Here is a 21,721-nt window from a genome sequence, read left to right as displayed (position 1 = left end):
CGTCACACCGGCAGAGCAGTGGTCTTGAACACCGTGCGCAGCGCGAAGGAACTTTGCATCTGCGCCACCCCCGGCAGCCGTGACAAATACTGGCGGTGAATACGGGCAAAATCCTCGGTGTTCTCGGCGACAACCTTCAAAATATAGTCCGCCGTGCCGGCCATGAGATGGCATTCAAGCACATCAGGAATGCGCGCCACGGATTTTTCGAACGCATTCAGAAGCTCTTCGGCTTGCCCTTGCAGCGTGATCTCGACAAACACCGTCGTGGGCACATTCATCTTGCGCGCATCCAGCAGCGCCACGTATTTGCGGATATAGCCTTCAGCCTCTAGCCGCTGAACGCGCCGGTGACAGGCCGAAGGCGACAGATTCACCTGCTCGGACAGTTCCGCATTTGACATACGGCCATCCCGCTGAAGGGCTGCCAGAATCTTTTTATCCGTCGCATCCAAGCTCATTTGCGCAAATCCTTTGCGAGTTTCCGACTATATAACGAAGATTCTCCTGAAAAAAAGCAATTTTGCAGGCAGAGTTTCACAGAAATTGCGCTCTGGATCGCCCATTATTTAGGCAGTTTATGAATGGAGGAGCGAAAAATGAAGATCGGTTGCCCCAAGGAAATCAAACCACAGGAATTCCGCGTCGGAATGACGCCCAACGCGGCACAAGAAGCCGTCGCGCGCGGCCACGAAGTTGTAATCGAAACCGGTGCCGGGATCGGTTCGGGCTTTGACAACGAGTCCTACATCGCTGCGGGCGCCCAGATCCTGGACACCGCAGAAGAGGTGTTCGCCACTGCCGACATGATCGTCAAGGTCAAGGAACCTCAGGCGGTCGAGCGCAAGATGCTGCGTGAAGGTCAGTTGCTGTTCACTTACCTGCACCTGGCACCCGATCCAGATCAGACCCACGACCTGCTGGCATCGGGCTGCACCGCGATTGCATACGAAACCGTCACCGCACCTGGCGGTGGTTTGCCGCTGCTGGCCCCGATGTCCGAAGTTGCCGGTCGTCTGGCGCCGCAGGTTGGCTCGTGGACCCTGCAAAAGGCAAATGGCGGTCGTGGCGTTCTGATGGGCGGCGTTCCCGGCGTTGGACCGGCCAAGGTCGTTGTGATCGGTGGCGGCGTTGTTGGTACGCATGCCGCGAAGATTGCGGCTGGCATGGGCGCAGATGTTACCATCCTGGACCGCTCGCTTCCGCGTCTGCGTTACCTCGATGACGTGTATGGCGGAACCTTCAAGAACCAGTACTCGACCGCTGGTGCCACCGCCGAACTGATCCAGGATGCCGACATGGTTATCGGTGCCGTTCTGATCCCGGGCGCGGCTGCTCCTAAACTGGTGACACGCGAACAGCTTTCGACCATGAAGCCCGGCGCGGTTCTGGTTGACGTTGCGATCGACCAGGGTGGCTGCTTTGAAACTTCCAAAGCAACAACCCATGCTGACCCGATCTACGAAGTCGACGGCATCATGCACTATTGCGTTGCCAACATGCCGGGTGCCGTTGCGCGCACCTCGACCATCGCGTTGGGCAACGCGACCATGCCGTTCATGCTGTCGCTGGCCGACAAGGGCTGGAAAAAGGCTTGCCAGGACGACCCTCATCTGTTGGCCGGGCTGAATGTTCACGCTGGTCAACTCACCTATGAGGCCGTTGGTGTAGCACTGGGTCTGGACGTTGTATCGCCCAGCGACATCGTCAACGCCTAAGGCTGGCACATAGAAATCGAAAGGCGCCCTTTTCCAAAGGGCGCCTTTTTTTGTTGTTACGCAAAGTTCATCGACCTGCGCGCGACATAGAAAAACGCCGCGCGATCAGCGCGGCGCCGGGCCCAACCGGAGGTGGGCATTTCAATGCCCGATCGACGGGCGGGAGCCTTCAGGCCTGTTTGTGAATCTCTACCGAATGCGGGTACGGAATCGATACGCCTTTTGCGTCGAAAGCCTCTTTCACCGCTTTGGTAATTTCGAACTTCACGTCCCAATAATCTGCCGCTGCGCACCACAGGCGGGCCGTCAGATCGACCGAGCTGTCGCCCAGGTTGGTCACGCGCACCCAAGGTTCGGGATCGCTGTGAATACGCTCGTCCGCCTTGGCGACATCCAGAATGATCTTCATCGCTTCGTCCGCGTTGTCGCCATAGTCGATACCAAACACCAGATCGACACGCCTTGTGTCATGCGCCGAATAGTTGGTGATGATCGACCCCCAGGATTGCCCGTTGGGGACAATGATCTGCACATTGTCCGGCGTCACCAGTTCGGTGGTGAACAGGTTCAGGTCTTTCACTGTCCCGGCCGTGCCGCCAATATCCACATATTGACCCAGCTTGTAAGGGCGGAACACCACCAGCATGACGCCGGCCGCCAGATCGCTGAGCGTCCCTTGCAGCGCCAGACCAATGGCCAGCGACGCGGCACCCAGAATGGCAACGATACTTGTGGCTTCGATCCCGAAGATCCCCAGAACGGCCACCAGAACCATCGCGAGGATGACCCATTTCACCAGGCTGGCTGAGAAGTTGCCCAACGTCGGATCAATCTGCGGAGTCGAGTTGATCCGGCGGCGCACTAGGCCGCCCACGGCCCCAGCCACGATCCAGCCAAGGATCAGAACGATCAGCGCCTTGACCGCGTTCATGATCAGCGGCGCAAACGCGCCCACCTGTGTTACGACCTCATCCACGGCCATCTCCTTTCAACAACAAGAAACCCGCGGCTTTCGCGCGGGAATTGCCAAAGTTTGAGGCAAAAACACGCTTTGGTCTAGGTGCTAGTTCCACCGGATTTCCCCGTTGTTCGCCAGCAAACACGCGCTGACCGGTCGCGCACAGCTTCGGGGGCTTACAAGATGGCCCCTCGCGCCCTACGTTCTGGGGGTATCCACTCAGGAGCCCCCCAATGCTGGACACCAAACCACACCCGATCATGAATCGCTGGCCCGCACTGTTCCCAGACCGGATTCAGCTGTATTCCTTCCCCACGCCCAATGGGGTCAAAGCCTCGATCATGCTGGAAGAAACCGGCCTGCCATATGAGGCACACAAGGTCACCCTGTCGGACGCGGATGTCAAAAGCCCCGAGTTCCTGTCGCTGAACCCCAACAACAAGATCCCCGCAATCATCGACCCGGACGGCCCGGACGGAAAGCCCATTGGTTTGTTCGAAAGCGGTGCCATCCTGCTGTACCTGGCCGAAAAATCGGGCAAGTTTATTGGTCAGACCCAGGCAGACAAGCACCAGGTCACTCAATGGCTGATGTTCCAGATGGGCGGCATTGGTCCAATGTTCGGCCAGCTTGGCTTTTTCCACAAATTCGCTGGCAGCGAGATCGAAGACCCCCGCCCTCGCGAGCGATATGTGAACGAGGCCAAACGGCTGCTGAATGTGTTGAACCAGCAGCTTGAAGGGCAGGATTGGGTCGCCGGAGATTATTCGATTGCCGACATAGCCATCGCGCCCTGGCTGCGCGGACTAGATTTCTATGGTGCCAGAGAACTGGTCGGATGGGACGACCACACAAATGTAACAGCTTATTTGGACCGTTTTCTGGAACGCCCTGCCGTCCAGAAAGGTCTTGTAACGCCACCGCGGGACTGACCTCACAGTCCCTCGGACGTGATCGGGCTTGCGGCCACATTAAGCCGCAAGCCCAATTTCCAAGGGTTAAGTCAGCCTGGCAGCGTGCCAGTCAGCACATAGCGCAGAACCTCAACCACTTGCGAGGGTTGTTCGGCCACGGCTAGGGCTGCGGCGTCCACCTCTTTCAGCGCATGCTGATGATCGGGGCCGTGTAGGACGATGAGCGACTTGCCCAGCGCTGCCGCATAACCTGCATCAAAGGCAGCGTTCCACTGTTTGTATTTCTCACCAAACCGGACGACCACCACATCTGCATCCGCGATCCCTTTGCGCGTCCGGATCGCGTTGACCATCGCGCCCTTGTGGTCGTGCCAGTATTTGTTCGGCTCTTCGCCCAAAATAGCCACACCGCAATCGTCGCTGGCGTCGTGATCGGTGACGGGGCTGTTGAAGGTGATGTCCAACCCCTGTGCGCCGTCGATAATTTGCTCACGCCAATCGGTGTGAATTTCCCCTGATAGGTATACGTTCAAGCCCATGTCGACCTCCGGTATTGATTTGGAACCTACTTAAGGCGCATTTGCGGGAAGCCCAATCAAGAAAATCCAGAAACACTTATCCCAAACACGCCCTAATTCCCGTAGGTGAAACGAAAAACGCGCCCGGAAGCGCGTTTTTTTGAAGTCTTATGGCAGGGCCCCTATCCGCGCAACACACCGCCTGTGGCCTTGGTGACCTTGGCGATGATCTTCTCGGCCACCGCTTCGATGTCTTTTTCCTTCAGCGTCGCGTCGGTTGGTTGCAGGCGCACGGTGATGGCCAGCGATTTTTTACCCTCGCCCAGACTGCCACCGATGAATTCATCAAAGACACGCACATCCTCGATCAGCGCCTTGTCAGCACCGGCCGCGGCGTTGACCAGCGTCAGCGCCTCGACCCCCTCGTCAACGACAAAGGCAAAGTCGCGTTCAACCGCTTGCAGGTCACGCAGTTCCAGCGCAGCACGGGTGGCTCCGGATTTACGGGGCAGAGGCACCTCGTCCGGCCAAATCGTAAAGGCCATCGCCGGGCCTTTGATATCCAGCGCTTGCAACACACGAGGGTGCAACTCGCCGAAGACGCCCAGCACCTTTTTCGGGCCCAGACAGATTTTGCCGTGACGCCCCGGATGCCACCAGGCATCGCCGTCACGCAGGATCTGCACCTTGGCGGGTGCGCCAATGGCAGCCAGCACCGCCTCGGCATCCGCTTTGGCGTCGAACACGTCGACCGGGCGCGATGCGCCATGCACGTCCTTGGGACCATTACGACCAACCAGCAGACCGGTGATCTGCGTTTTTTGATCTCCCGGTTCGCCATCATGGAACACCGGACCGACCTCGAACAACGCCACATCCGCGTAGCCACGCGCCTGATTGCGGGCGGCGGCCTGCAACAGGCCGGGCAGCAGATCGGGGCGCATGTGGCTCATCTCGGTCGAGATCGGGTTTTCCAACTGCGTCGCTTCGTCCCCGCCACCAAACAAGGCCGCCGAGGCCTGATCGATGAAAGTGTAGGAAACGCACTCATTGTACCCCAGCGCTGCACACGTGCGCCGCGCCATCGACTGACGGCGTTGTGTCGGGGTCATCACCGGTTTCGGGATGCCATCGGTGATACGCGGCAGCGGTTTGCCCTGCAGCTTGGTCAGGGATGCAATCCGCGCGACCTCTTCCACCAGATCGGCCTCACCCATGATATCTGGGCGCCAGCTGGGAACATGCGCCATCTCGCCCTCAAGGCGGAATCCCAGACGAGTCAGGGTCTGGCGTTGTTCGCTTTCGGGGATTTCCATTCCGACCAGAGACTGCACCCGCTCGGCATCCAGTTTAAAGGCGCGCGAATGATCCGGCGCTTTGCCCGCTTCCACGACCTTGGACACTTCGCCACCGCAGATATCCAAAATCATCTGCGTTGCCTGCTCCAACCCTTCCAGCGTGTATTCCGGGTCTACCCCACGTTCGAACCGATAGCGCGCATCCGAATTGATTTTTAAAGCCCGCCCCGTCAGGGCGATCTGCACGTGATCCCAGAACGCGCTTTCCAGGAAGACATTCACTGTTTCTTCGGTACAGCCGGTTTCCTCACCGCCCATGATACCGGCAATGGATTCCGGGCCTTTGTCGTCGGAAATCACCATCATGCCAGGCTGCAGAGTGTATTCTTTCTCGTCCAGCGCAACCAGCTTCTCACCACCCTTGGCGCGATGTACCCGCAGATTGCCGTGCACTTTGTCCGCATCGAAGACGTGCAGCGGGCGATTGTGGTCAAAGGTCATATAGTTGGTGATGTCCACCAGCGCCGAAATCGGACGCAGACCGATGGCCTTCAACTGATCCTGCAGCCATTGCGGGCTGGGTCCGTTCTTAACGCCCTTGATCAGACGTCCGGTGAAATGGGGCGCGCCGTCCAGCGTATCCTCATCAATCGTCACCTTGATTGGGCTTTCGAAATCACCCGGCACCGGAGTGTAGTCACGCTGTTTCAACTTACCAATGCCACGCGCGGCCAGATCGCGGGCAATCCCTTCGACGCCCAGCGCATCGGGGCGGTTCGGGGTGATCGCGATCTCGATCATCGGATCAACCTTCGACGGCTCATTCTCAGCCAGCCAGTCGATGAATTTGTCACCGACCTTGCCCGAAGGCAGCTCGATGATGCCGTCATGCTCATCCGACAGCTCCAACTCACGCTCGGATGCCATCATGCCATAGCTTTCGACGCCGCGGATCTTGCCGACGTTGATGGTCAGGTCCAGACCGGGGATATACATGCCTGGTTTGCAAACCACGACGGTGATCCCTTCACGCGCGTTGGGGGCACCGCAGATGATCTGCAATTCACCCTCATCGGTGTCCACCTTACAGACGCGCAGCTTGTCGGCGTCGGGGTGTTTCTCGGCGTGTTTCACATAGCCCAGCGTAAAGTCCTTCAGCCGGTCCGCCGGGTTCACGATCTCTTCGACCTCAAGGCCCAGATCAGTCAGCGCCTCAGCAATCTCATCCACCGAAGCGTTGGTGTCGAGGTGGTCTTTCAGCCAGGAAAGAGTGAATTTCATCGGTCGGTTTCCGCCAGTAAATCTCGGGTCAGACCGCGTTTACCGGATAATGCGCAGAGGGGAAAGAGGGCGCGTAGAACCGCCGCGCCTACTCTGCGGTCACTGTGTTGGCAACGCTGTCCGATCCAGCAAACACCGCCAGAATCCGCGCGATCCCGTCGCCGGTATTTTCACCTTCGTGGGGTGAGCGGAGGGCCTCGACCAACGCATCACCTTCCTTGTAGGTCCGGCTGCCCGCATCGCCGTAATCAACGGTGATCTCACCTTCCAGGATATAGGCCGCCAGCGGTGCTTCGTGACGGTGCAGGCCGGTTTTCTGACCAGGCTGCATGGTGACGATGGCCATGGTGATCTGCGGGGTACCATCGGGATATTCCAGCGCCTCGCCAATGACCGAAGTTTCGGTCTGCAGCAGCACGTCAACCGGCGGATAGATGTCACGCGCAAAGGCGGGTGCGGCGGCAAGGATCAGGGCGAAGGGCAAAAGCAGTTTCATGCGGCAAGGAATCCCGTGTCAGATCGTTTCGCCTTACAGGAAAGGGGGCATGCGGCGATGTCAAACAGTTCAGGGATAGCTCGGGACGCGGCCCAGCAATTCATCCAACTGCCGCCCGATCCAGCCATGAGGGATGAAATGCCCGCCCGGATGCGTGTCCAGCACCACCTGCCCCTGCGCGCAATCGGTCCACTCCATTCGGCTGAGCGTCAGGATCGGCACCACGCTCCAATCCCCACGCGGGGTCGCGTCGTGGCATCCATATTTCTGCCGCCACAGCGCCACCGGATAGGTGGTGTCGCCATCCGCGCCATAGGGGAAATCCATCACCGTATCGCTAAGGCCATGCACATGACGCACCTCGCGCGGGGCCTGCGGGCACTCCTCAGTCTGGCGGATGCTGCCCGCAACGGCTAATAGCGCCGCCGTGTCATTGCCCGACTGGCAGACATAGCGCCACGCCATCGCACCACCAAAGGAATAACCCGAGACATAGATGCGCTCCGGGTCAATGGGATAGCGTTTGGCCACGTCCTCAAGCACCCCATCGGCAAAGGGCACGTCGCCGGTGTCCGATGTCCAGAAATCCCAGCTTTTGCCCAATCCGTTCGGCGCCACCAGAAGCACGCCGCGCAGCTTCGTGGCCCCGGCTATGCGTTCATGGTTCACCACCACGGTCCCCTGCCGCGCCCAGCCATGGAAATGCAGCAAAACGGGCAGAGGCGTTTCGCCATCCCACCCATCCGGCTCCAACACATGATACGAACGGTCGCCGACCTGACAGGCGGTATCGCCGTGACAGGTATCCACGGCAGCGGCTTGGGTGGCGGTCAGCAGGAAGAGGCAGAGCAGTCGGTAAATCATCCGTCGAACCCTAGCGAGCCTGCGCCCGCTGTCACGTCACAACCCCGTGGGAGATTGTGACAAGCCGCGCTGTTGCCAGACCGCGGGATGGCGATCAACCGGTTGTAGTGGATATTTTTTCTTGGCCAAGCCCGTGCATCGTTCAAATTGAGTGCCTGCGGGGACAAATCGCCAGCCTGTGCGGGCGGTCTGGCGATAGCGCGGCGGCCTATCGACCTTTGCTTCGCGCTTCTGTCTGTTTGACCGCTACCTGTACTTTCTTGATCTGCTCAAGTTCTTCACGCTCTTGTCGAAATTGGATTCCATACCGGATGTATCCCACCAACAGGCCAGGGTAGACAAAAACAATAAGCGCAAAGCCTAGTATCCCTAAGACGACCCCGAACGCTAACATGGCGGGTACCACGGTGGGCACAAAAGACAACAATACAGGACCAATAAACAACGCAACAATCCACCGTACCGGAGCGCTCGCTATTCGGTCACTCCACCAATCGAAGTAGCCTGCTAGATATACCCCAAGCAGATACACTTAGCGGCTCAAGCCACCATGCAGGTTTGGCATATCCAGCGCCGCAAACCCGTAGTGGCGCAGCCAGCGCAAGTCGGAATCAAAGAACGCCCGCAAATCCGGAATACCGTATTTCAGCATCGCCAGACGGTCGATGCCGATACCAAAGGCAAAGCCCTGATAGACCTCGGGATCGATGCCACCGGCAGCGATGACCTTGGGGTGGACCATGCCCGAGCCCAGAATCTCCATCCAGTCGTCGCCCTCGCCGATCTTCAGCTGCCCGTTATCCCAGGAACAGCGGATATCGACCTCGGCCGACGGTTCGGTGAAGGGGAAGTGCGAGGCGCGGAAGCGCAGTTCGACGTCGTCGACCTCGAAAAACGCCTTCACGAACTCTTCCAGAACCCATTTCAGGTTCGCCATCGAGATGTCTTTGTCGATGGCCAGCCCTTCGACCTGATGGAACATCGGCGTGTGGGTCTGGTCATAGTCGGCGCGGTATACGCCGCCCGGACAGATGACGCGGATCGGCGCGCCCTGTTTCTCCATCGAACGGATCTGCACCGGAGACGTATGGGTCCGCAGCACATGCGGCGGGCGGTTATCGCCCTCGGCGCGGTGCATATAGAATGTGTCCATCTCGGCCCGCGCGGGGTGGTGGCCGGGGATGTTCAGGGCGTCAAAGTTGTACCAGTCGTCTTCAATGCGCGGCCCTTCGGCCACCGAAAAGCCCAGTTCGGCAAAGATCGCGGTCAGTTCCTCGGTCGCCTGGCTGATTGGGTGGATCGAGCCCTGACGGCGCGCGCGGGTCGGCAGGGTGACGTCCAGCCATTCGGTGCGCAGACGCTCATCCAGCGCGGCGTCGGCCAGCGCGGATTTCTTGGCGGACAGGGCCGAGTTGATCTCGTCCTTCAGGGCATTCAGCGCGGGGCCTGCGACCTGCCGCTCCTCGGGTGTCATTTTACCCAGCTCGCGCATCTTCAGCGCGACCTCGCCTTTTTTGCCCACGGCGGCGACGCGGATCGCCTCAAGCGCATTTTCGTCGCCTGCCTCAGCAATCTGCCCCAGATATTTTGACTTAAGATCGTCCATGACGCTTTCCGAAACTGGCCCCTGAATTTGGTCCAGAACCTGCTATCGGCCAATCCCGGTGAATGCAAGCCGCACGGTGCGGATCAATAGCTGTATTCCGGGAACACCCGCGTCAGATCGCCATTCCAGTCGCCATTGTAGTGATCCAGCAACTCATCCGCTGGAACTTTGCCGGTTTCGATGCTGTCCTTCAGCGCGTTGAGGAAATGAGTCTCATCCGGGACCAGGCCACCTGCACCGGGCAAGGCACGGGATTTCAGACCGGCCTCGGAAATCGAGACCACCTCGCGCGCCAGATCGTGCATGTTGATGTTGCCGACCTGCGCCTGCAGCCCGTCTTTTGCGGCCTCGACCCGCAGAGCCTCGCGCGTTTCCGCGTCCCAGCCTTTGACCAGATCCCAGGCTGCATCCAATGCACCCTGATCATAGGTCAGGCCAACCCAGAACGCAGGCAGCGCACACAGGCGTCGCCAGGGGCCCCCATCAGCGCCGCGCATCTCCATGAACTTCTTGATCCGCGCCTCGGGGAAGGCCGTGGTTAAGTGATCGGCCCAATCCGACAGGGTCGGCGTTTCACCCGGCAGCGCGGGCAGTTTGCCCTGCAGGAAGTCGCGGAAGGACTGTCCCAACGCGTCGATATACTGACCGTCGCGATAGACGAAATACATCGGCACATCCAACGCGTATTGGACCCAGCGTTCGAACCCGAACCCGTCCTCGAACACAAAGGGCAACATACCGGTGCGCGCATCGTCAAGATGCTGCCAGATGTAGCTGCGCCAGCTTTTCTGGCCGTTTGGTTTGCCATCGAAGAACGGAGAGTTGGCGAACAGCGCCGTTGCCACCGGTTGCAAGGCCAGCGCGACCCGCAGTTTCTGCACCATGTCGGCCTCGGACCCAAAGTCGATATTGACCTGAACCGTGCAGGTCCGGCGCATCATCGACCGACCCATGGTGCCGACTTTCTCCATGTAGTCATTCATCAGCTTGTAGCGGCCCTTGGGCATCAGGGGCATATCGTCATGCGACCACGTTGGCGCGGCACCAAGACCGATGAAGCCGACGCCGATCTTGTCAGCAATATCCTTCACGTCGCGCAGATGCGCGTTCACCTCGTCACAGGTCTCATGGATGGTTTCCAAAGGCGCACCCGACAGTTCCAACTGTCCACCGGGTTCGAGCGAGACATTGGCGCCGTCTTTTTGCAGGCCGATCAGCTTGCCGTTTTCTTCCAGCGGCTCCCAATCGTGCAGGTCGCGCAGACCTTTCAGAACGGCCAAAATCGAGCGCTCGCCCTCATAGGGCAGCGGCTTCAGCGTGTCTTTGCAATAGCCGAACTTTTCATGCTCGGTCCCGATGCGCCAATCCTGCTTGGGCTTACAGCCCGATTCCAGATATTCGGCCAGTTGCTCATGGCGTTCGATCGGTCCGCCGCCGGACTGGGGGATGGACATGAACCGTTCTCCGATCCTGATGTGTCTGTCGTTCGGTCTTTCGTGGTCGGAAACCGCGCCAGTGTCAATGCAGCCTGAGATGCGCCGGACGCGAGGGTGTACGTTCCCAGATCACCACCTGATGTGCCGTGCTACTGTTCAGTTCCGCCAGCATTTGTTCGGTTTTCAGCCCTGGCAGCGCCGAGAAAACATCGAACAGCGCCTCGGCCCCTTCGGCATTCACAGGAATGTGAAGCACCGGCTGACCCGGTTGTTCCAGCACCCAATGCGCAGGCGACGACGTCGGGTCCAGCGCCAGACGCTCAATTTCACGCGCGGCGACCATGCCGCCGTCCAACGGGCCCAGATAAGTGATCTGGCCTTCGTCAATGGTAACTACGCCCGGTCCACCGGCCCCGGTGCGGAAGCGGGCACGCTGAATGCCGATGACCGCAAGCGCGACTGAGACCAGAACCAGCACCCAGCCGAGCCATCCCAGCAACCCACCGGGGCCGCTGATCCAGCTGAGCCCCACCAGCAGGACAGCCCCCGCCACCAGCACTTCGCGCCAGCGCCACAGGGTCAGTTTGGCTTCGGGTCGGATGAAACTCATTTCAGGGCCTCGAAAGAGAATTCGATTGAATACGTGACGAGTTTCAAGTTGGGGATTGCCCGCGCTGCAGACAAGGTGCGCTTATCAAAGCTATGAGCGACAATAATGCCTCGTATTTCATCTGCATCGCCCTCGGAAATCAGATCGCCCATGTAACCAAGGATTTGCCCTACAACTCTGCCATCCGTCTTTCCCGCCTTTAATTCAATGACTACAGTTTCTCCTGTTCCCCCTTCGCAGAGAATATCAATAAAGCCAGAATCCACGGAGCGCTCAGCCCCATCGTCTACAATTGTCAATCCAGCCTCCAACGCAGAAATATTCTTGCGTAGCGCTGACTGCATATCCCGCTCCAAAGCAAACCGCTGCTTCTCAAGCTGTTCAGGATCCGGTCGTTCGGATTCGGTCGCGGAACTCTCATTGCGGGATGGTGTTTCAACTCCCTCAGAAAGAAATCGCGCGTATCTACGTATGGCACCTTTTAAAGATTGAAGGCGCGTATATGTCCGGCCACTAAACTCCACCTTTGTAGGATTGGCCCGACCTGCGCGCTCGTCATCTTTTGTGTAAGTAAATTCCTCAACCAATCTTTCGAGGCCTTCACCAGATAAAAGCGGCGTCAGTTCACCGTAGTATTTCTCAATCTGTCTAATATGGGTTGTCTGCGTATTGCATGTATTCTCGTTGTAACCCTGCGAGACTAACCACTCCGAGTATTCAGCTTTCAAGACCAATCTCCTAATGCCTGCTGCCACATGGTCAGCGCCGCAACGGCCGCCGTATCGGCGCGCAGGATACGAGGGCCCAGACTGACCACATGGGCAAAGGGCAAGCCAACAAGACGCGTGCGTTCACGATCCGAAAAGCCGCCCTCGGGGCCGATCAGTATGGCCCAGGGCTGCCCCTTCTCCTGTGCCGCCAAGCGCAGAGCCGACCCAACTTCGGCCTCGTTACAAAACATCAGCTGACGGCCATCGGGCCATGCATCCAGAACACGGTCAAGCCGTTGTAGATCGGCGACCTCGGGCACGAAGGTGCCTCCGCATTGCTCGGCGGCCTCAACCGCGTGGGCTTGCAGGCGGTCCTGTCGGATACGTTCGGAATTGGTGAACTCGGTCTGCACGGGCAGGATCCGAGCCGCACCCATTTCCGCCGCCTTTTCAACGATGAAATCAGTGCGCGCCTTTTTGATCGGCGCGAACAGGAACCACAGATCGGGCGGCATTTGCAGCGGCTTGGTCTGTTCCACACAGGTCAGAACGCCACCGCGCTTTCCCGCTTCGGCAACATCGGCCAACCACTCTCCGTCCCGGCCATTGAACAGGGCCACGTGGCCGCCCACAGCCAGGCGCATGACACCGAACAGGTAATGGGCCTGCTCGCGCGTCAAATCAACGGATTGCCCCTGACCCAGAGGGTGCTCTACATACAGTCTGATCTTTGCACTCATGAGGCCTTACATATGCAAGGCAACGCCCCAACACCAGACGGTCAGGTCGCCGATGCCGTATCCGGCAACTGGGTCGACACCCACGCGCCTGAATTCACCCGCCCCTATCTGCGCCTCAGCCGCGCGGACCGGCCCATCGGTACGTGGTTGCTGCTAATTCCGTGCTGGTGGGGTCTGGCGCTGGCGATCCTTAGCGACGGCAATCCCAGGTGGGAGGATCTGTGGATCGCCATCGGCTGCGCCCTTGGCGCATTCCTGATGCGCGGAGCAGGCTGTACGTGGAACGACATCACCGATCGCGAGTTCGACGGGCAGGTGGAGCGCACACGGTCACGCCCGATTCCATCCGGTCAGGTCAGTGTGCGGCAGGCGGTGATCTGGATGGGCCTACAATGCCTGATGGCGCTGGGGATTCTGCTGACATTCAATCAGGCCGCCATCGCCATGGGCGTGCTGTCGCTACTGCCGGTGACGATCTATCCATTTGCCAAACGGTTCACATGGTGGCCGCAGGTGTTTCTGGGGCTTGCCTTCAACTGGGGCATCCTGTTGGCCTGGGCCGCGCATACGGGCACGGTCAGTGCGCCTGCAATCATATTGTATTTGGCTGGTATCGCCTGGACGCTGTTCTATGACACGATCTATGCCCATCAGGACGCAGAAGATGATGAGCTGATTGGCATCAAATCCACCGCCCGTCTGTTTGGCACCGATACAGGGCGCTGGCTGAAGTACTTTCTGGTGGCAACGGTTTTCCTGATGGGTCTGGCCATTATCGACGGGGCGCTGGCACAAGCCTCAATCATGTCTTTGGCCGTGGCCTTGGCCGGGCCATGGGCGATGGGCTGGCACATGGCTTGGCAATTGCGCGGGCTGGATCTTGAGGATAACGCGAAGCTGCTGCAATTGTTCCGCGCCAATCGGGACACCGGCCTTATTCCGCTGATCTTCCTCTGCGTCGCACTGTTGCTCTGATTGCACCTTGGCGCGGGGCTAGGTAAGAGTTCGCACATTCGCCTGAGGAGTCGTTAACCCGCACATGCGTTTGCCCTATATCTTTGCCGTAGCCTTTATCTTCCTCGTGTCGGCTGGCCTTTGCCTGTTGGCGGCCAGCTTTGCAGTGACCAAGGTCGAAGAGTCCTCTGAATTTGCCGTGCGCCGTGCGCTGGACCTGAAGGGGCACGATTGGGCCGAGGTGTATTCCGACGGGTTGCGCGTTGTGCTAACGGGCACTGCCACGGATGAGGCCACCCGCTTTAACGCCCTGACCGCAGCCGGGACCGAGGTCGATACCTCGCGTGTGATCGACGAGATGAATGTGGCGCCGACCTCGCAACTGGCCGCCCCCCGGTTTTCCGCTGAGATTTTGCGCAACGACAGCGGGATTTCTGTGATCGGCCTGATCCCAGCCAGTCAGGACCGCGAGGCACTGGTGGAGCGGCTGCGTGATCTGAGCGATGGCAGCCAAGTGTCAGACCTGATGGAAACCGCCGATTACCCCAAGCCAAAAGGCTGGGACGCCGCGATCACCTATGCCGTCGAGTCGCTGACCAGCCTACCCCGCGCCAAGATCTCGGCCAGCCCGGGTCTGGTCAAGATCACCGCAATTGCCGACAGCCAGCAGGAAAAGGAACGGCTGGAACAAAGCCTTACCCGTGCCGCGCCGCCCAGCCTGCGGATCGGCCTGGCGATCTCGGCCCCGCGCCCGGTGATCACGCCTTTTACGTTGCGGTTTTTGATCGACGAAAATGGCGGCCAGTTCGACGCCTGTTCGGCGCAAGACGAAAAAGCCCGCGATGCCATTATTGCCGCAGCGAAAGAGGCCGGTCTGAGCGCCACCTACTCCTGCACCATCGGATTGGGCGTACCCTCGCCACGTTGGTCTGACGCCGCCACGCTGAGCATTCAGGCGCTGGCGGATCTGGGTGGCGGATCGGTTACGATGTCGGATGCGGATATCACGCTGGCAGCGGCGCAGGGCACCGATGCCGGGACCTTTGATCGCGTGGTGGGCGAGCTTGAAAATGCGCTGCCTCCGGTCTTTGCCCTGCACGCGATCCTACCGCCCCCGGAAACCGATACCGTGTCCGGCCCCCCCGAATTCACCGCCACACGCAGCCCCGAGGGGTTGGTGCAGATACGCGGACGGCTGGGCGACGACACCCAGCGCGACATGGTCGACAGCTATGCCCGCGCTGCCTTTGGGTCGGAACAGGTCCACACCGCAACCCGCATTGCGCCCGAAGGGCTGCCGACGGGCTGGCCCGTGCGCATTCTGACCGGGCTTGAGGCGCTAGCCCAACTGCATAACGGTGCTTTGACGGTGACGCCGGATGATCTTGAGTTGTCCGGTGTCAGCCATGACCCCGACACAAAGGCGCAAATCGCGGGTCTGTTGTCCGAGAAGCTGGGCGACGCACAGGAATTCACCCTGTCGATCACCCATCAGGAACCCCCCGAACCCGCCGACAAACTGCCTGATCCCGAAGTTTGCGAGGAACGCATCGCCGAGGTTCAGGCGGGCACCAAGATCGCCTTTGAACCTGGCTCGGCCACTGTTGCCACCGACTCGCGCGATACCGTGAACCAGATTGCTGACATCTTGCGCGAATGCGGCCCCATCAGGCTTGAGATTCAGGGCCACACCGACAGTCAGGGCCGGGAAGAGATGAACCAACAACTTAGCCAATCGAGGGCGCAATCGATCCTGAACGAGCTGCGCGCGCGCCGGGTGCCCACCGCCAGTTTCACTGCCATGGGATACGGGGAAACGCAGCCCATTGCCGATAACGACACCGAAGAAGGCCGCGAAGAAAACCGCCGGATCGAGTTCCGCCTTATCCGGCCCGAACCGATTGAGAACCCGGAAACCGGGCTGGACGCGATCGAGGCGGAAATGATCGAGGGCGAACAGACGGACAATACCGCCTCAGACGCGGATGCAGGGGACCAGTAAGTTGAACAGAATCGAATTCATCATCGCCACCGCCATTATCCTGTTCTCGGCCTTTTGCATGGGCTGGTTCGCCAACTGGCTGGCCCATCGCCTGTCACGCGTGCGCCAAAGTGACGTGGCCGATCTGGACCGCATGAGCCAAGAGCTGCACGAGGCCGAAGAAACCCGCGATCAGGCGATCACCTACCTGCAACAGCGCGAGGCCGAACTGACCAATCAACTGACCCAGGCCGAGGCTGAACTTGCCGCCGCCATGGACGGTCTGCGGGCCGCCCGACAAGAGGCCGAAGAACTGCGTGGACGTATCAACAACGCAGATTGAGGAACCGGATTTTTCGCTCTGATTCCGGTTACATTGCTGTAGGGTCGTCCCAAACGTGAGGGCGATCCATGTCAAATCAAACAGTCAAATTCGAACAGTTCAGAGACCTGCACTTTGGGTCCAAGGCTTTTGTCATGCCCAACCCCTGGGACGCGGGCTCGGCCCGGTTGCTGTCCAATTTGGGCTTTGAAGCCTTAGCAACAACCAGTGCCGGCTATGCGTTCACAAAAGGCAAACGCGACTCTTTTGCTGACCTAAGCAGGGATGAGTTGCTGGACAATGCCTCAGACATCGTCAAAGCGGTTCCCCTGCCCGTTTCTGCTGACCTTGAGGCGGGCTTTGGGCATGAGCCTGGGGCCTGCGCCCAGACCATTCGCATGGCGGCGGAAATCGGTCTGGTTGGCGGATCGATCGAAGACGCGACAGGCAATCCAGATGCCCCGATCTATGATCTGCACCAATCGGTTGACCGCATTCAGGCTGCTGCAGAAGTCGCGGCAGGCTTGCCTTTCCTGTTGACCGCAAGGGCAGAGAATTACCTTTGGGGCCGCGCGGACCTGGGTGACACGATCAAACGCTTGCAGCTGTTTTCCGAAGCAGGCGCTGCCGTGTTGTACGCCCCCGGTCTGCCGGATTTGGACGCAATCAGAACCGTGTGCCGCGAAGTCGACAAACCGGTGAATGTGGTGATGGGACTCAGCGGACCTGTCTATTCCGTATCCGAACTTTCCGACGCAGGCGTTCGACGGATCAGCGTCGGCGGGTCATTTGCGCGCGCTGCGTTTGGCGCATTGAAGCGGGCGGCTGACGAAGTGAAATCAAAAGGCACCTTCAGCTATTCGGCGGATGCGATCCCCGGCGAAGAACTTAACAGGCTTTTGAGTTGAGATTGGACGGTCACATTCTGTGCACGGCTGGCAATGTCACCAGCGGGTCAGCGCGTCTTCGTCTTCGTCCTTGGCGTCGACCCATTGCGCGCCGGAATTGGTGATTTCCTTCTTCCAGAAGGGCGCGCGGGACTTCAGGTAATCCATCAGGTACTCCGCCGCCTCAAACGCATCCTTACGGTGCCGCGCGGCCGTGGCGACCATCATGATCCGGTCCCCCGGTGCCAGCCGTCCGTGGCGGTGGATCACCAGCACATCGCCTAAAGACCAGCGCTGCTGCGCTTCTTCGGCAATCTTGGTCAAGGCCCGTTCGGTCATGCCGGGGTAATGCTCTATCTCCATCACATCCAGATCGCCCGAGGCCAGATCGCGCACAACACCGGTGAAGGTCACAATCGCCCCGTTGGCGTCGTCACCGGCGGCAAAGGCATTGGCCTCAGCCCCCAGATCGAACTCTTCTTCCTGAACCGCGACGCGCATTTTAGCCGCCTGTCATAGGTGGGAAAAACGCCACCTCGCGCACACCGGTCAGCGAGGCGTCAAAGTCCGACAGTTCCTGATCCAGCGCCACCCGCAGCGCGGAAAGGTCGGCAAAAGCTGCGGCATAGCGGTCCTCGCGCGCGCTGAGTTCGGCAACCAGATCGGAAACCGTTGCGGCGTCGGTCTCGACCCGCTCTTTCGGCAGACCGATTCGTTCGCGGACCCAGGCGAAATACAGCACGTCCATCGCTTAGCTCTCCTTCAGATGGGGCATGGCTTTACGTAGGTAGTCATAGCCGGTGATCAATGTCAGCGTCGCAGCAATCCACAACAGCCACAGCCCAACGCGGCCTGACCAGAACATCCCCTCCAGATGCCAGCGCAGGTGGTTCACGTCCTCAATCTGCCCGGTCAGAGCCTGATCAATCAATTCCGGGTTCATCCCGAGAGAGCCCATCACGAAATTATGCTCAAAGATACCCTGCGAAAACAGCACCGCAATCGCCACCATCTGTGCCGTGGTTTTCCATTTCGCCAGCTTCGTCACCTTCAGCGTTCCGGCCGTGTCGCCCAGATATTCGCGCAGGCCTGACACGAACACTTCGCGGAACAAGATCACGGTGGCGGGCAGCACCAGCCACGGCGTCCAATGTTCGGCTGAATAGCCCACAAGGATCATCAGCGCGATCACCACCATCGCCTTGTCGGCAATCGGGTCCAGCATGGCCCCGATCTTGGTTTCTTGTTTCCACGCGCGGGCCAGATAGCCGTCGAACCAGTCGGTGATCGCCGCTGTTAAAAACAGGATCAGCGCGAACCAGTCCGCATAGGGTCGGGTAAAATACAGAAACATCACGGCCAGACCGGGGGCTGCAATAAGGCGTAGCACGGTCAGGATATTGGGCAGGTTCCACTTCATGGTTTGGACATTACATCGCTGGTTGCAGACATAAAAGACGGCACCGCAAAAAACGGTCCCGATCACAGGCAGTTGCGGCACGGTTGGTCAAAGGGTCGCAAGCTGGAACTCTCAGCCAGATACCCCCTTGGCGCGCGATCCCTTTACGGTCAGATTGGCGCGGTTTCCACGTGGCAGAGCAATGACAACACATATTCAAACCGATCCCCGATCAAACCTGATCGGCAGCGCCTGGATGATCTCGGCCATGGCGCTGTTCGCGTTAGAGGACGCGCTGCTCAAGGGGGCCTCGGCCACGTTACCTATATGGCAGATTCTGTTGTTGTTCGGCGCGGGCGGAACAGTGGTCTTTGCGATTGTCGCGATCGTACGCGGAACACGATTGTTTCACCCCGATGTGCTGTCGCGACCGATGAAAGTGCGCGTGCTGTTCGAAATCTTCGGGCGGCTGTTCTATGTGCTGGCGATCACTCTGACGCCGTTGTCGGCGGCCACGGTAATCTTGCAGGCCACGCCTCTGGTCGTGGTGGCAGGTGCGGCGCTGTTCTTTGGCGAAACGGTCGGCTGGCGACGGTGGAGCGCCATCCTGATTGGCCTGATCGGTGTGGTGGTGATCATCCAACCAACCGGAGACAGTTTCACGGCCCTGTCCATTCTGGCCGTGCTGGGGATGCTGGGTTTTGCCGGGCGCGATCTGGCCAGCCGGGCCGCACCGGCCACACTGGGAACCGAGGTGCTGGGGTTTTACGGCTTTCTCTGCATCATCGTCGCCGGGCTGGCCTATCGGTTCTGGGAAGGCGCACCAATGGCACCTGTGGACCTGCACACCAGCCTGCATGTCGGCGGAGCCGTCCTGATGGGAACAGCCGCCTACGCATCGCTGATGAAAGCCATGCGGACGGGCGAAGTTTCGGCCGTCACGCCGTTCCGCTATTCCCGCCTGCTGTTCGGTGTCGGCCTGGGCGTAGTTATGTTTGGCGAAAGGCTGGATCAGACCATGTGGATCGGTAGCGGGCTGATCGTGGCCTCGGGGCTTTATATCCTGTGGCGCGGACGGCAAGTTTAGCCCTTGTCGTGGAAGAAGTCATAAACCTTCTGCGCCAACCCGGCTGAGATACCGTCCACCGCCTTGAGATCGGCCAAGTTGGCCCGGCTGACCGCCTTGGCACTGCCGAAATGGGCCAGCAAAGCGCGTTTGCGCGCCGCGCCCACGCCGGGGATCTCGTCCAACGGGGTCGCCCCCACGGCTTTGGCGCGCTTTGCCCGGTGGGTGCCAATGGCGAACCTGTGTGCCTCGTCCCGCAAGCGCTGAATGAAGTAAAGCACCGGATCGTTGCGTTTCAGGGCAAAGGGGCGTTGGCCGATGCGATGGAATTCTTCCTTGCCGTGATCCCGATCGACACCTTTGGCGACACCCACCATCGGGATATCCTCGACGCCGTGGGTTTGCATAATCTCATGCACAGCACTGACTTGCCCCGCACCGCCGTCGATCAGCAACAAATCGGGCCACAGCCCCTTTTCGCGATCCGGGTCCTCTTTTTGCAGGCGGGTGAAGCGGCGATTCAGAACCTCTTTCATCATGCCAAAATCGTCACCGGGGGTCAGATCATCGCCGCGAATATTGAACTTGCGATAGGCGTTTTTCATGAACCCTTCGGGGCCAGCCACAATCATGCCGCCCACAGCATTGGTTCCCTGTATGTGGCTGTTGTCGTAAACCTCGATACGGTCGGGTGGAGTGTCCAGATCGAACGCCTCGGCCACACCACGCAATAGCTTGGCCTGTGTGGCGCTCTCCGACATTCGCCGCGCCAGCGATTCACGTGCGTTGCGCAGGGCACCGGCGACCAGTTCCTGCTTTTCGCCGCGCTGAGGCACCAGAATCTCCACCTTGCGCCCGGCCTTCTCGGTCAGCGCCTCTTGCATCAGATCGGCGTTTTCGATGGCATCCGACAGGATCAATTGCCGGGGCGGTTCCTTGTTGTCGTAGAACTGACCAAGGAACGCCTCCATCACCTCGGCCGGGGACACGTCCGGCCCTACACGAGGATAGAAATCCTTGTTGCCCCAGTTCTGGTTGGCCCGGATGAAAAACACCTGAACGCAGGCTTGACCACTGTCCATATACAGGCCGATCACATCCGCCTCGGCCACGCCGCGCGGGTTGATGCCTTGAGACGTCTGCACCTGCGTCAGCGCCCGGATACGGTCACGCAGGCTGGCGGCACGCTCGAACTCCATCGCCTCTGAGGCGGCCATCATCTGTTCGGCCAGTTCCTCCTGCACCTTGGTCGACCGGCCCGACAGAAAACGTTCCGCATCCTTGACGCTTTCGCGGTAATCCTCCTCGGAGATCAACCCGACACAAGGCCCTGAACATCGCTTGATCTGATACAAAAGGCAGGGTCGTGTGCGGCTATCGAACATGGAATCCGAGCAGTTGCGCAGCAGGAAGGCCTTTTGCAGCTGGTTCAGTGTCCGGTTCACCGCCCCTGCATTTGCAAAGGGTCCGAAATAGGCGCCCTTTTCTTTCTTTGCCCCACGATGTTTCTTGATCTGCGGAAAGGAGTGGTCTTTGGCCACCAGAATATTTGGGAAACTTTTGTCGTCCCGCAGCAGCACGTTGTACTTGGGCTTGAGCTGCTTGATCAGGTTCTGTTCCAGCAGCAGTGCCTCGGTTTCGGTCCGCGTGGTCAGGAACATCATCGAGGCGGTTGCCGCGATCATCCGTTCGATCCGTCCAGAATGGCCGGGGCGCGCATAATTCGACACCCGCGCCTTCAGGTTTCGCGCCTTTCCGACATACAAAACCCGGCTTTCACCATCCAGCATCCGATACACACCGGGTGAGCTGTCCAGCGTTTTTACATAGCGCTGAATGATGGCATAGCCGGTGGGCTGAGCGTTCGATGTTGGGTCGTCTTGGATGGTCATGGGCCTGAGATATGATTCTCTGACCATGGCTGCAATCTTGTGCCTTTCAGATCAAGAGAAAACAAATCCAC

22 protein-coding genes are annotated in these 21,721 nt (G+C 59.4%); 7 read left to right on the top strand and 15 right to left on the bottom strand.

Annotated elements, in window-relative coordinates; genetic code table 11:
* Positions 1–2 precede the first annotated feature (2 nt).
* Positions 3–461 carry an Lrp/AsnC family transcriptional regulator gene (locus ACR0B0_RS12820; RefSeq protein WP_170350721.1) on the bottom strand — a complete coding sequence of 153 codons (459 nt, stop codon included), beginning with the start codon at positions 459–461 and terminating at the stop codon, positions 3–5.
* Positions 462–599: 138 nt separating this feature from the next.
* Between ACR0B0_RS12820 and ald the strand changes: the two genes are divergently transcribed.
* Positions 600–1,718 (top strand): alanine dehydrogenase, encoded by a 1,119-nt coding sequence (ald, locus tag ACR0B0_RS12815; RefSeq protein WP_226689294.1) that lies wholly within the window; start codon positions 600–602, stop codon positions 1,716–1,718.
* A gap of 169 nt (positions 1,719–1,887) precedes the next feature.
* Here the strand turns inward: ald and ACR0B0_RS12810 are convergent, their stop codons facing one another.
* Positions 1,888–2,700 carry a mechanosensitive ion channel family protein gene (locus ACR0B0_RS12810; RefSeq protein WP_264187366.1) on the bottom strand — a complete coding sequence of 271 codons (813 nt, stop codon included), beginning with the start codon at positions 2,698–2,700 and terminating at the stop codon, positions 1,888–1,890.
* 209 nt (positions 2,701–2,909) lie between these two features.
* Here ACR0B0_RS12810 and ACR0B0_RS12805 point away from each other — a divergent pair, with 209 nt between their 5' ends.
* Complete coding sequence (locus ACR0B0_RS12805) at positions 2,910–3,608, top strand: glutathione S-transferase family protein (RefSeq protein WP_480648080.1); 699 nt, start codon at positions 2,910–2,912, stop codon at positions 3,606–3,608.
* A gap of 71 nt (positions 3,609–3,679) precedes the next feature.
* Here the strand turns inward: ACR0B0_RS12805 and ACR0B0_RS12800 are convergent, their stop codons facing one another.
* The 9 genes from ACR0B0_RS12800 to ACR0B0_RS12760 all read right to left on the bottom strand — a co-directional run bounded on the left by ACR0B0_RS12800 (position 3,680) and on the right by ACR0B0_RS12760 (position 13,149).
* Positions 3,680–4,129 (bottom strand): YtoQ family protein, encoded by a 450-nt coding sequence (locus ACR0B0_RS12800; protein WP_170397082.1) that lies wholly within the window; start codon positions 4,127–4,129, stop codon positions 3,680–3,682.
* A 161-nt stretch (positions 4,130–4,290) separates the two neighbouring features.
* Positions 4,291–6,687, bottom strand: coding sequence for a phenylalanine--tRNA ligase subunit beta (gene pheT, locus ACR0B0_RS12795; RefSeq protein WP_170350727.1), 2,397 nt, complete (start codon positions 6,685–6,687; stop codon positions 4,291–4,293).
* A gap of 88 nt (positions 6,688–6,775) precedes the next feature.
* The gene (locus tag ACR0B0_RS12790; RefSeq protein WP_480648078.1) at positions 6,776–7,183 is read right to left on the bottom strand and encodes a cupin domain-containing protein; all 408 of its coding nucleotides are present in this window, start codon (positions 7,181–7,183) and stop codon (positions 6,776–6,778) included.
* Between the two features lie 69 nt (positions 7,184–7,252).
* On the bottom strand, positions 7,253–8,047 hold the full coding sequence (locus ACR0B0_RS12785; protein ID WP_480648076.1) for a CE1 family esterase: 795 nt from the start codon (positions 8,045–8,047) through the stop codon (positions 7,253–7,255).
* Positions 8,048–8,579: 532 nt separating this feature from the next.
* Positions 8,580–9,653 carry a phenylalanine--tRNA ligase subunit alpha gene (pheS, locus tag ACR0B0_RS12780; protein ID WP_058281830.1) on the bottom strand — a complete coding sequence of 358 codons (1,074 nt, stop codon included), beginning with the start codon at positions 9,651–9,653 and terminating at the stop codon, positions 8,580–8,582.
* An 83-nt stretch (positions 9,654–9,736) separates the two neighbouring features.
* Positions 9,737–11,107 (bottom strand): glutamate--cysteine ligase, encoded by a 1,371-nt coding sequence (locus ACR0B0_RS12775; RefSeq protein WP_480648074.1) that lies wholly within the window; start codon positions 11,105–11,107, stop codon positions 9,737–9,739.
* A 64-nt stretch (positions 11,108–11,171) separates the two neighbouring features.
* Positions 11,172–11,699 (bottom strand): hypothetical protein, encoded by a 528-nt coding sequence (locus ACR0B0_RS12770; RefSeq protein ID WP_480648072.1) that lies wholly within the window; start codon positions 11,697–11,699, stop codon positions 11,172–11,174.
* Positions 11,696–12,427 (bottom strand): endonuclease NucS domain-containing protein, encoded by a 732-nt coding sequence (locus ACR0B0_RS12765; protein WP_480648070.1) that lies wholly within the window; start codon positions 12,425–12,427, stop codon positions 11,696–11,698. The genes ACR0B0_RS12770 and ACR0B0_RS12765 overlap by 4 nt, the downstream gene beginning before the upstream one ends.
* A complete protein-coding gene (locus tag ACR0B0_RS12760) occupies positions 12,424–13,149 on the bottom strand; it encodes a 16S rRNA (uracil(1498)-N(3))-methyltransferase (protein ID WP_480648068.1) in 726 nt (241 codons plus the stop codon). Before ACR0B0_RS12760 ends, ACR0B0_RS12765 begins: the two co-directional genes overlap by 4 nt.
* A gap of 12 nt (positions 13,150–13,161) precedes the next feature.
* Between ACR0B0_RS12760 and ubiA the strand changes: the two genes are divergently transcribed.
* The 4 genes from ubiA to ACR0B0_RS12740 all read left to right on the top strand — a co-directional run bounded on the left by ubiA (position 13,162) and on the right by ACR0B0_RS12740 (position 17,314).
* Positions 13,162–14,124, top strand: coding sequence for a 4-hydroxybenzoate octaprenyltransferase (ubiA, locus tag ACR0B0_RS12755; protein ID WP_170350734.1), 963 nt, complete (start codon positions 13,162–13,164; stop codon positions 14,122–14,124).
* A gap of 64 nt (positions 14,125–14,188) precedes the next feature.
* The gene (locus ACR0B0_RS12750) at positions 14,189–16,105 is read left to right on the top strand and encodes an OmpA family protein (protein ID WP_480648066.1); all 1,917 of its coding nucleotides are present in this window, start codon (positions 14,189–14,191) and stop codon (positions 16,103–16,105) included.
* A gap of 1 nt (position 16,106) precedes the next feature.
* Positions 16,107–16,427: a hypothetical protein gene (locus ACR0B0_RS12745; protein WP_058281823.1), complete on the top strand. Its 321-nt coding sequence runs from the start codon at positions 16,107–16,109 to the stop codon at positions 16,425–16,427.
* Between the two features lie 68 nt (positions 16,428–16,495).
* Entirely contained in the window at positions 16,496–17,314 is an 819-nt protein-coding gene (locus tag ACR0B0_RS12740) for an isocitrate lyase/PEP mutase family protein (RefSeq protein ID WP_170350736.1), read from the top strand.
* Positions 17,315–17,350: 36 nt separating this feature from the next.
* Here ACR0B0_RS12740 and ACR0B0_RS12735 read toward each other — a convergent pair whose 3' ends face one another.
* Genes ACR0B0_RS12735 through pgsA form a run of 3 tightly spaced genes read right to left on the bottom strand, consistent with a single transcriptional unit; the run spans position 17,351 to position 18,713 of the window.
* The gene (locus ACR0B0_RS12735; protein WP_170350737.1) at positions 17,351–17,794 is read right to left on the bottom strand and encodes a molybdenum cofactor biosynthesis protein MoaE; all 444 of its coding nucleotides are present in this window, start codon (positions 17,792–17,794) and stop codon (positions 17,351–17,353) included.
* Between the two features lies 1 nt (position 17,795).
* The gene (moaD, locus tag ACR0B0_RS12730) at positions 17,796–18,041 is read right to left on the bottom strand and encodes a molybdopterin converting factor subunit 1 (protein WP_170350738.1); all 246 of its coding nucleotides are present in this window, start codon (positions 18,039–18,041) and stop codon (positions 17,796–17,798) included.
* Between the two features lie 3 nt (positions 18,042–18,044).
* On the bottom strand, positions 18,045–18,713 hold the full coding sequence (pgsA, locus tag ACR0B0_RS12725; RefSeq protein WP_480648064.1) for a CDP-diacylglycerol--glycerol-3-phosphate 3-phosphatidyltransferase: 669 nt from the start codon (positions 18,711–18,713) through the stop codon (positions 18,045–18,047).
* A 181-nt stretch (positions 18,714–18,894) separates the two neighbouring features.
* On the opposite strand from pgsA, the gene ACR0B0_RS12720 reads away from it, so the two are divergent.
* On the top strand, positions 18,895–19,779 hold the full coding sequence (locus tag ACR0B0_RS12720) for a DMT family transporter (protein WP_170412566.1): 885 nt from the start codon (positions 18,895–18,897) through the stop codon (positions 19,777–19,779).
* On the opposite strand, the gene uvrC is transcribed toward ACR0B0_RS12720, so the two are convergent.
* Complete coding sequence (gene uvrC / locus ACR0B0_RS12715; protein ID WP_480648267.1) at positions 19,776–21,650, bottom strand: excinuclease ABC subunit UvrC; 1,875 nt, start codon at positions 21,648–21,650, stop codon at positions 19,776–19,778. The two genes, ACR0B0_RS12720 and uvrC, sit on opposite strands and share 4 nt — an antisense overlap.
* Between the last annotated feature and the right edge of the window lie 71 nt (positions 21,651–21,721).

Source organism: Ruegeria sp. BA12 (genome assembly GCF_056539625.1).
Note: the sequence above shows the minus strand (reverse complement) of the source record. Positions and strands in the feature narration are given on the sequence as shown.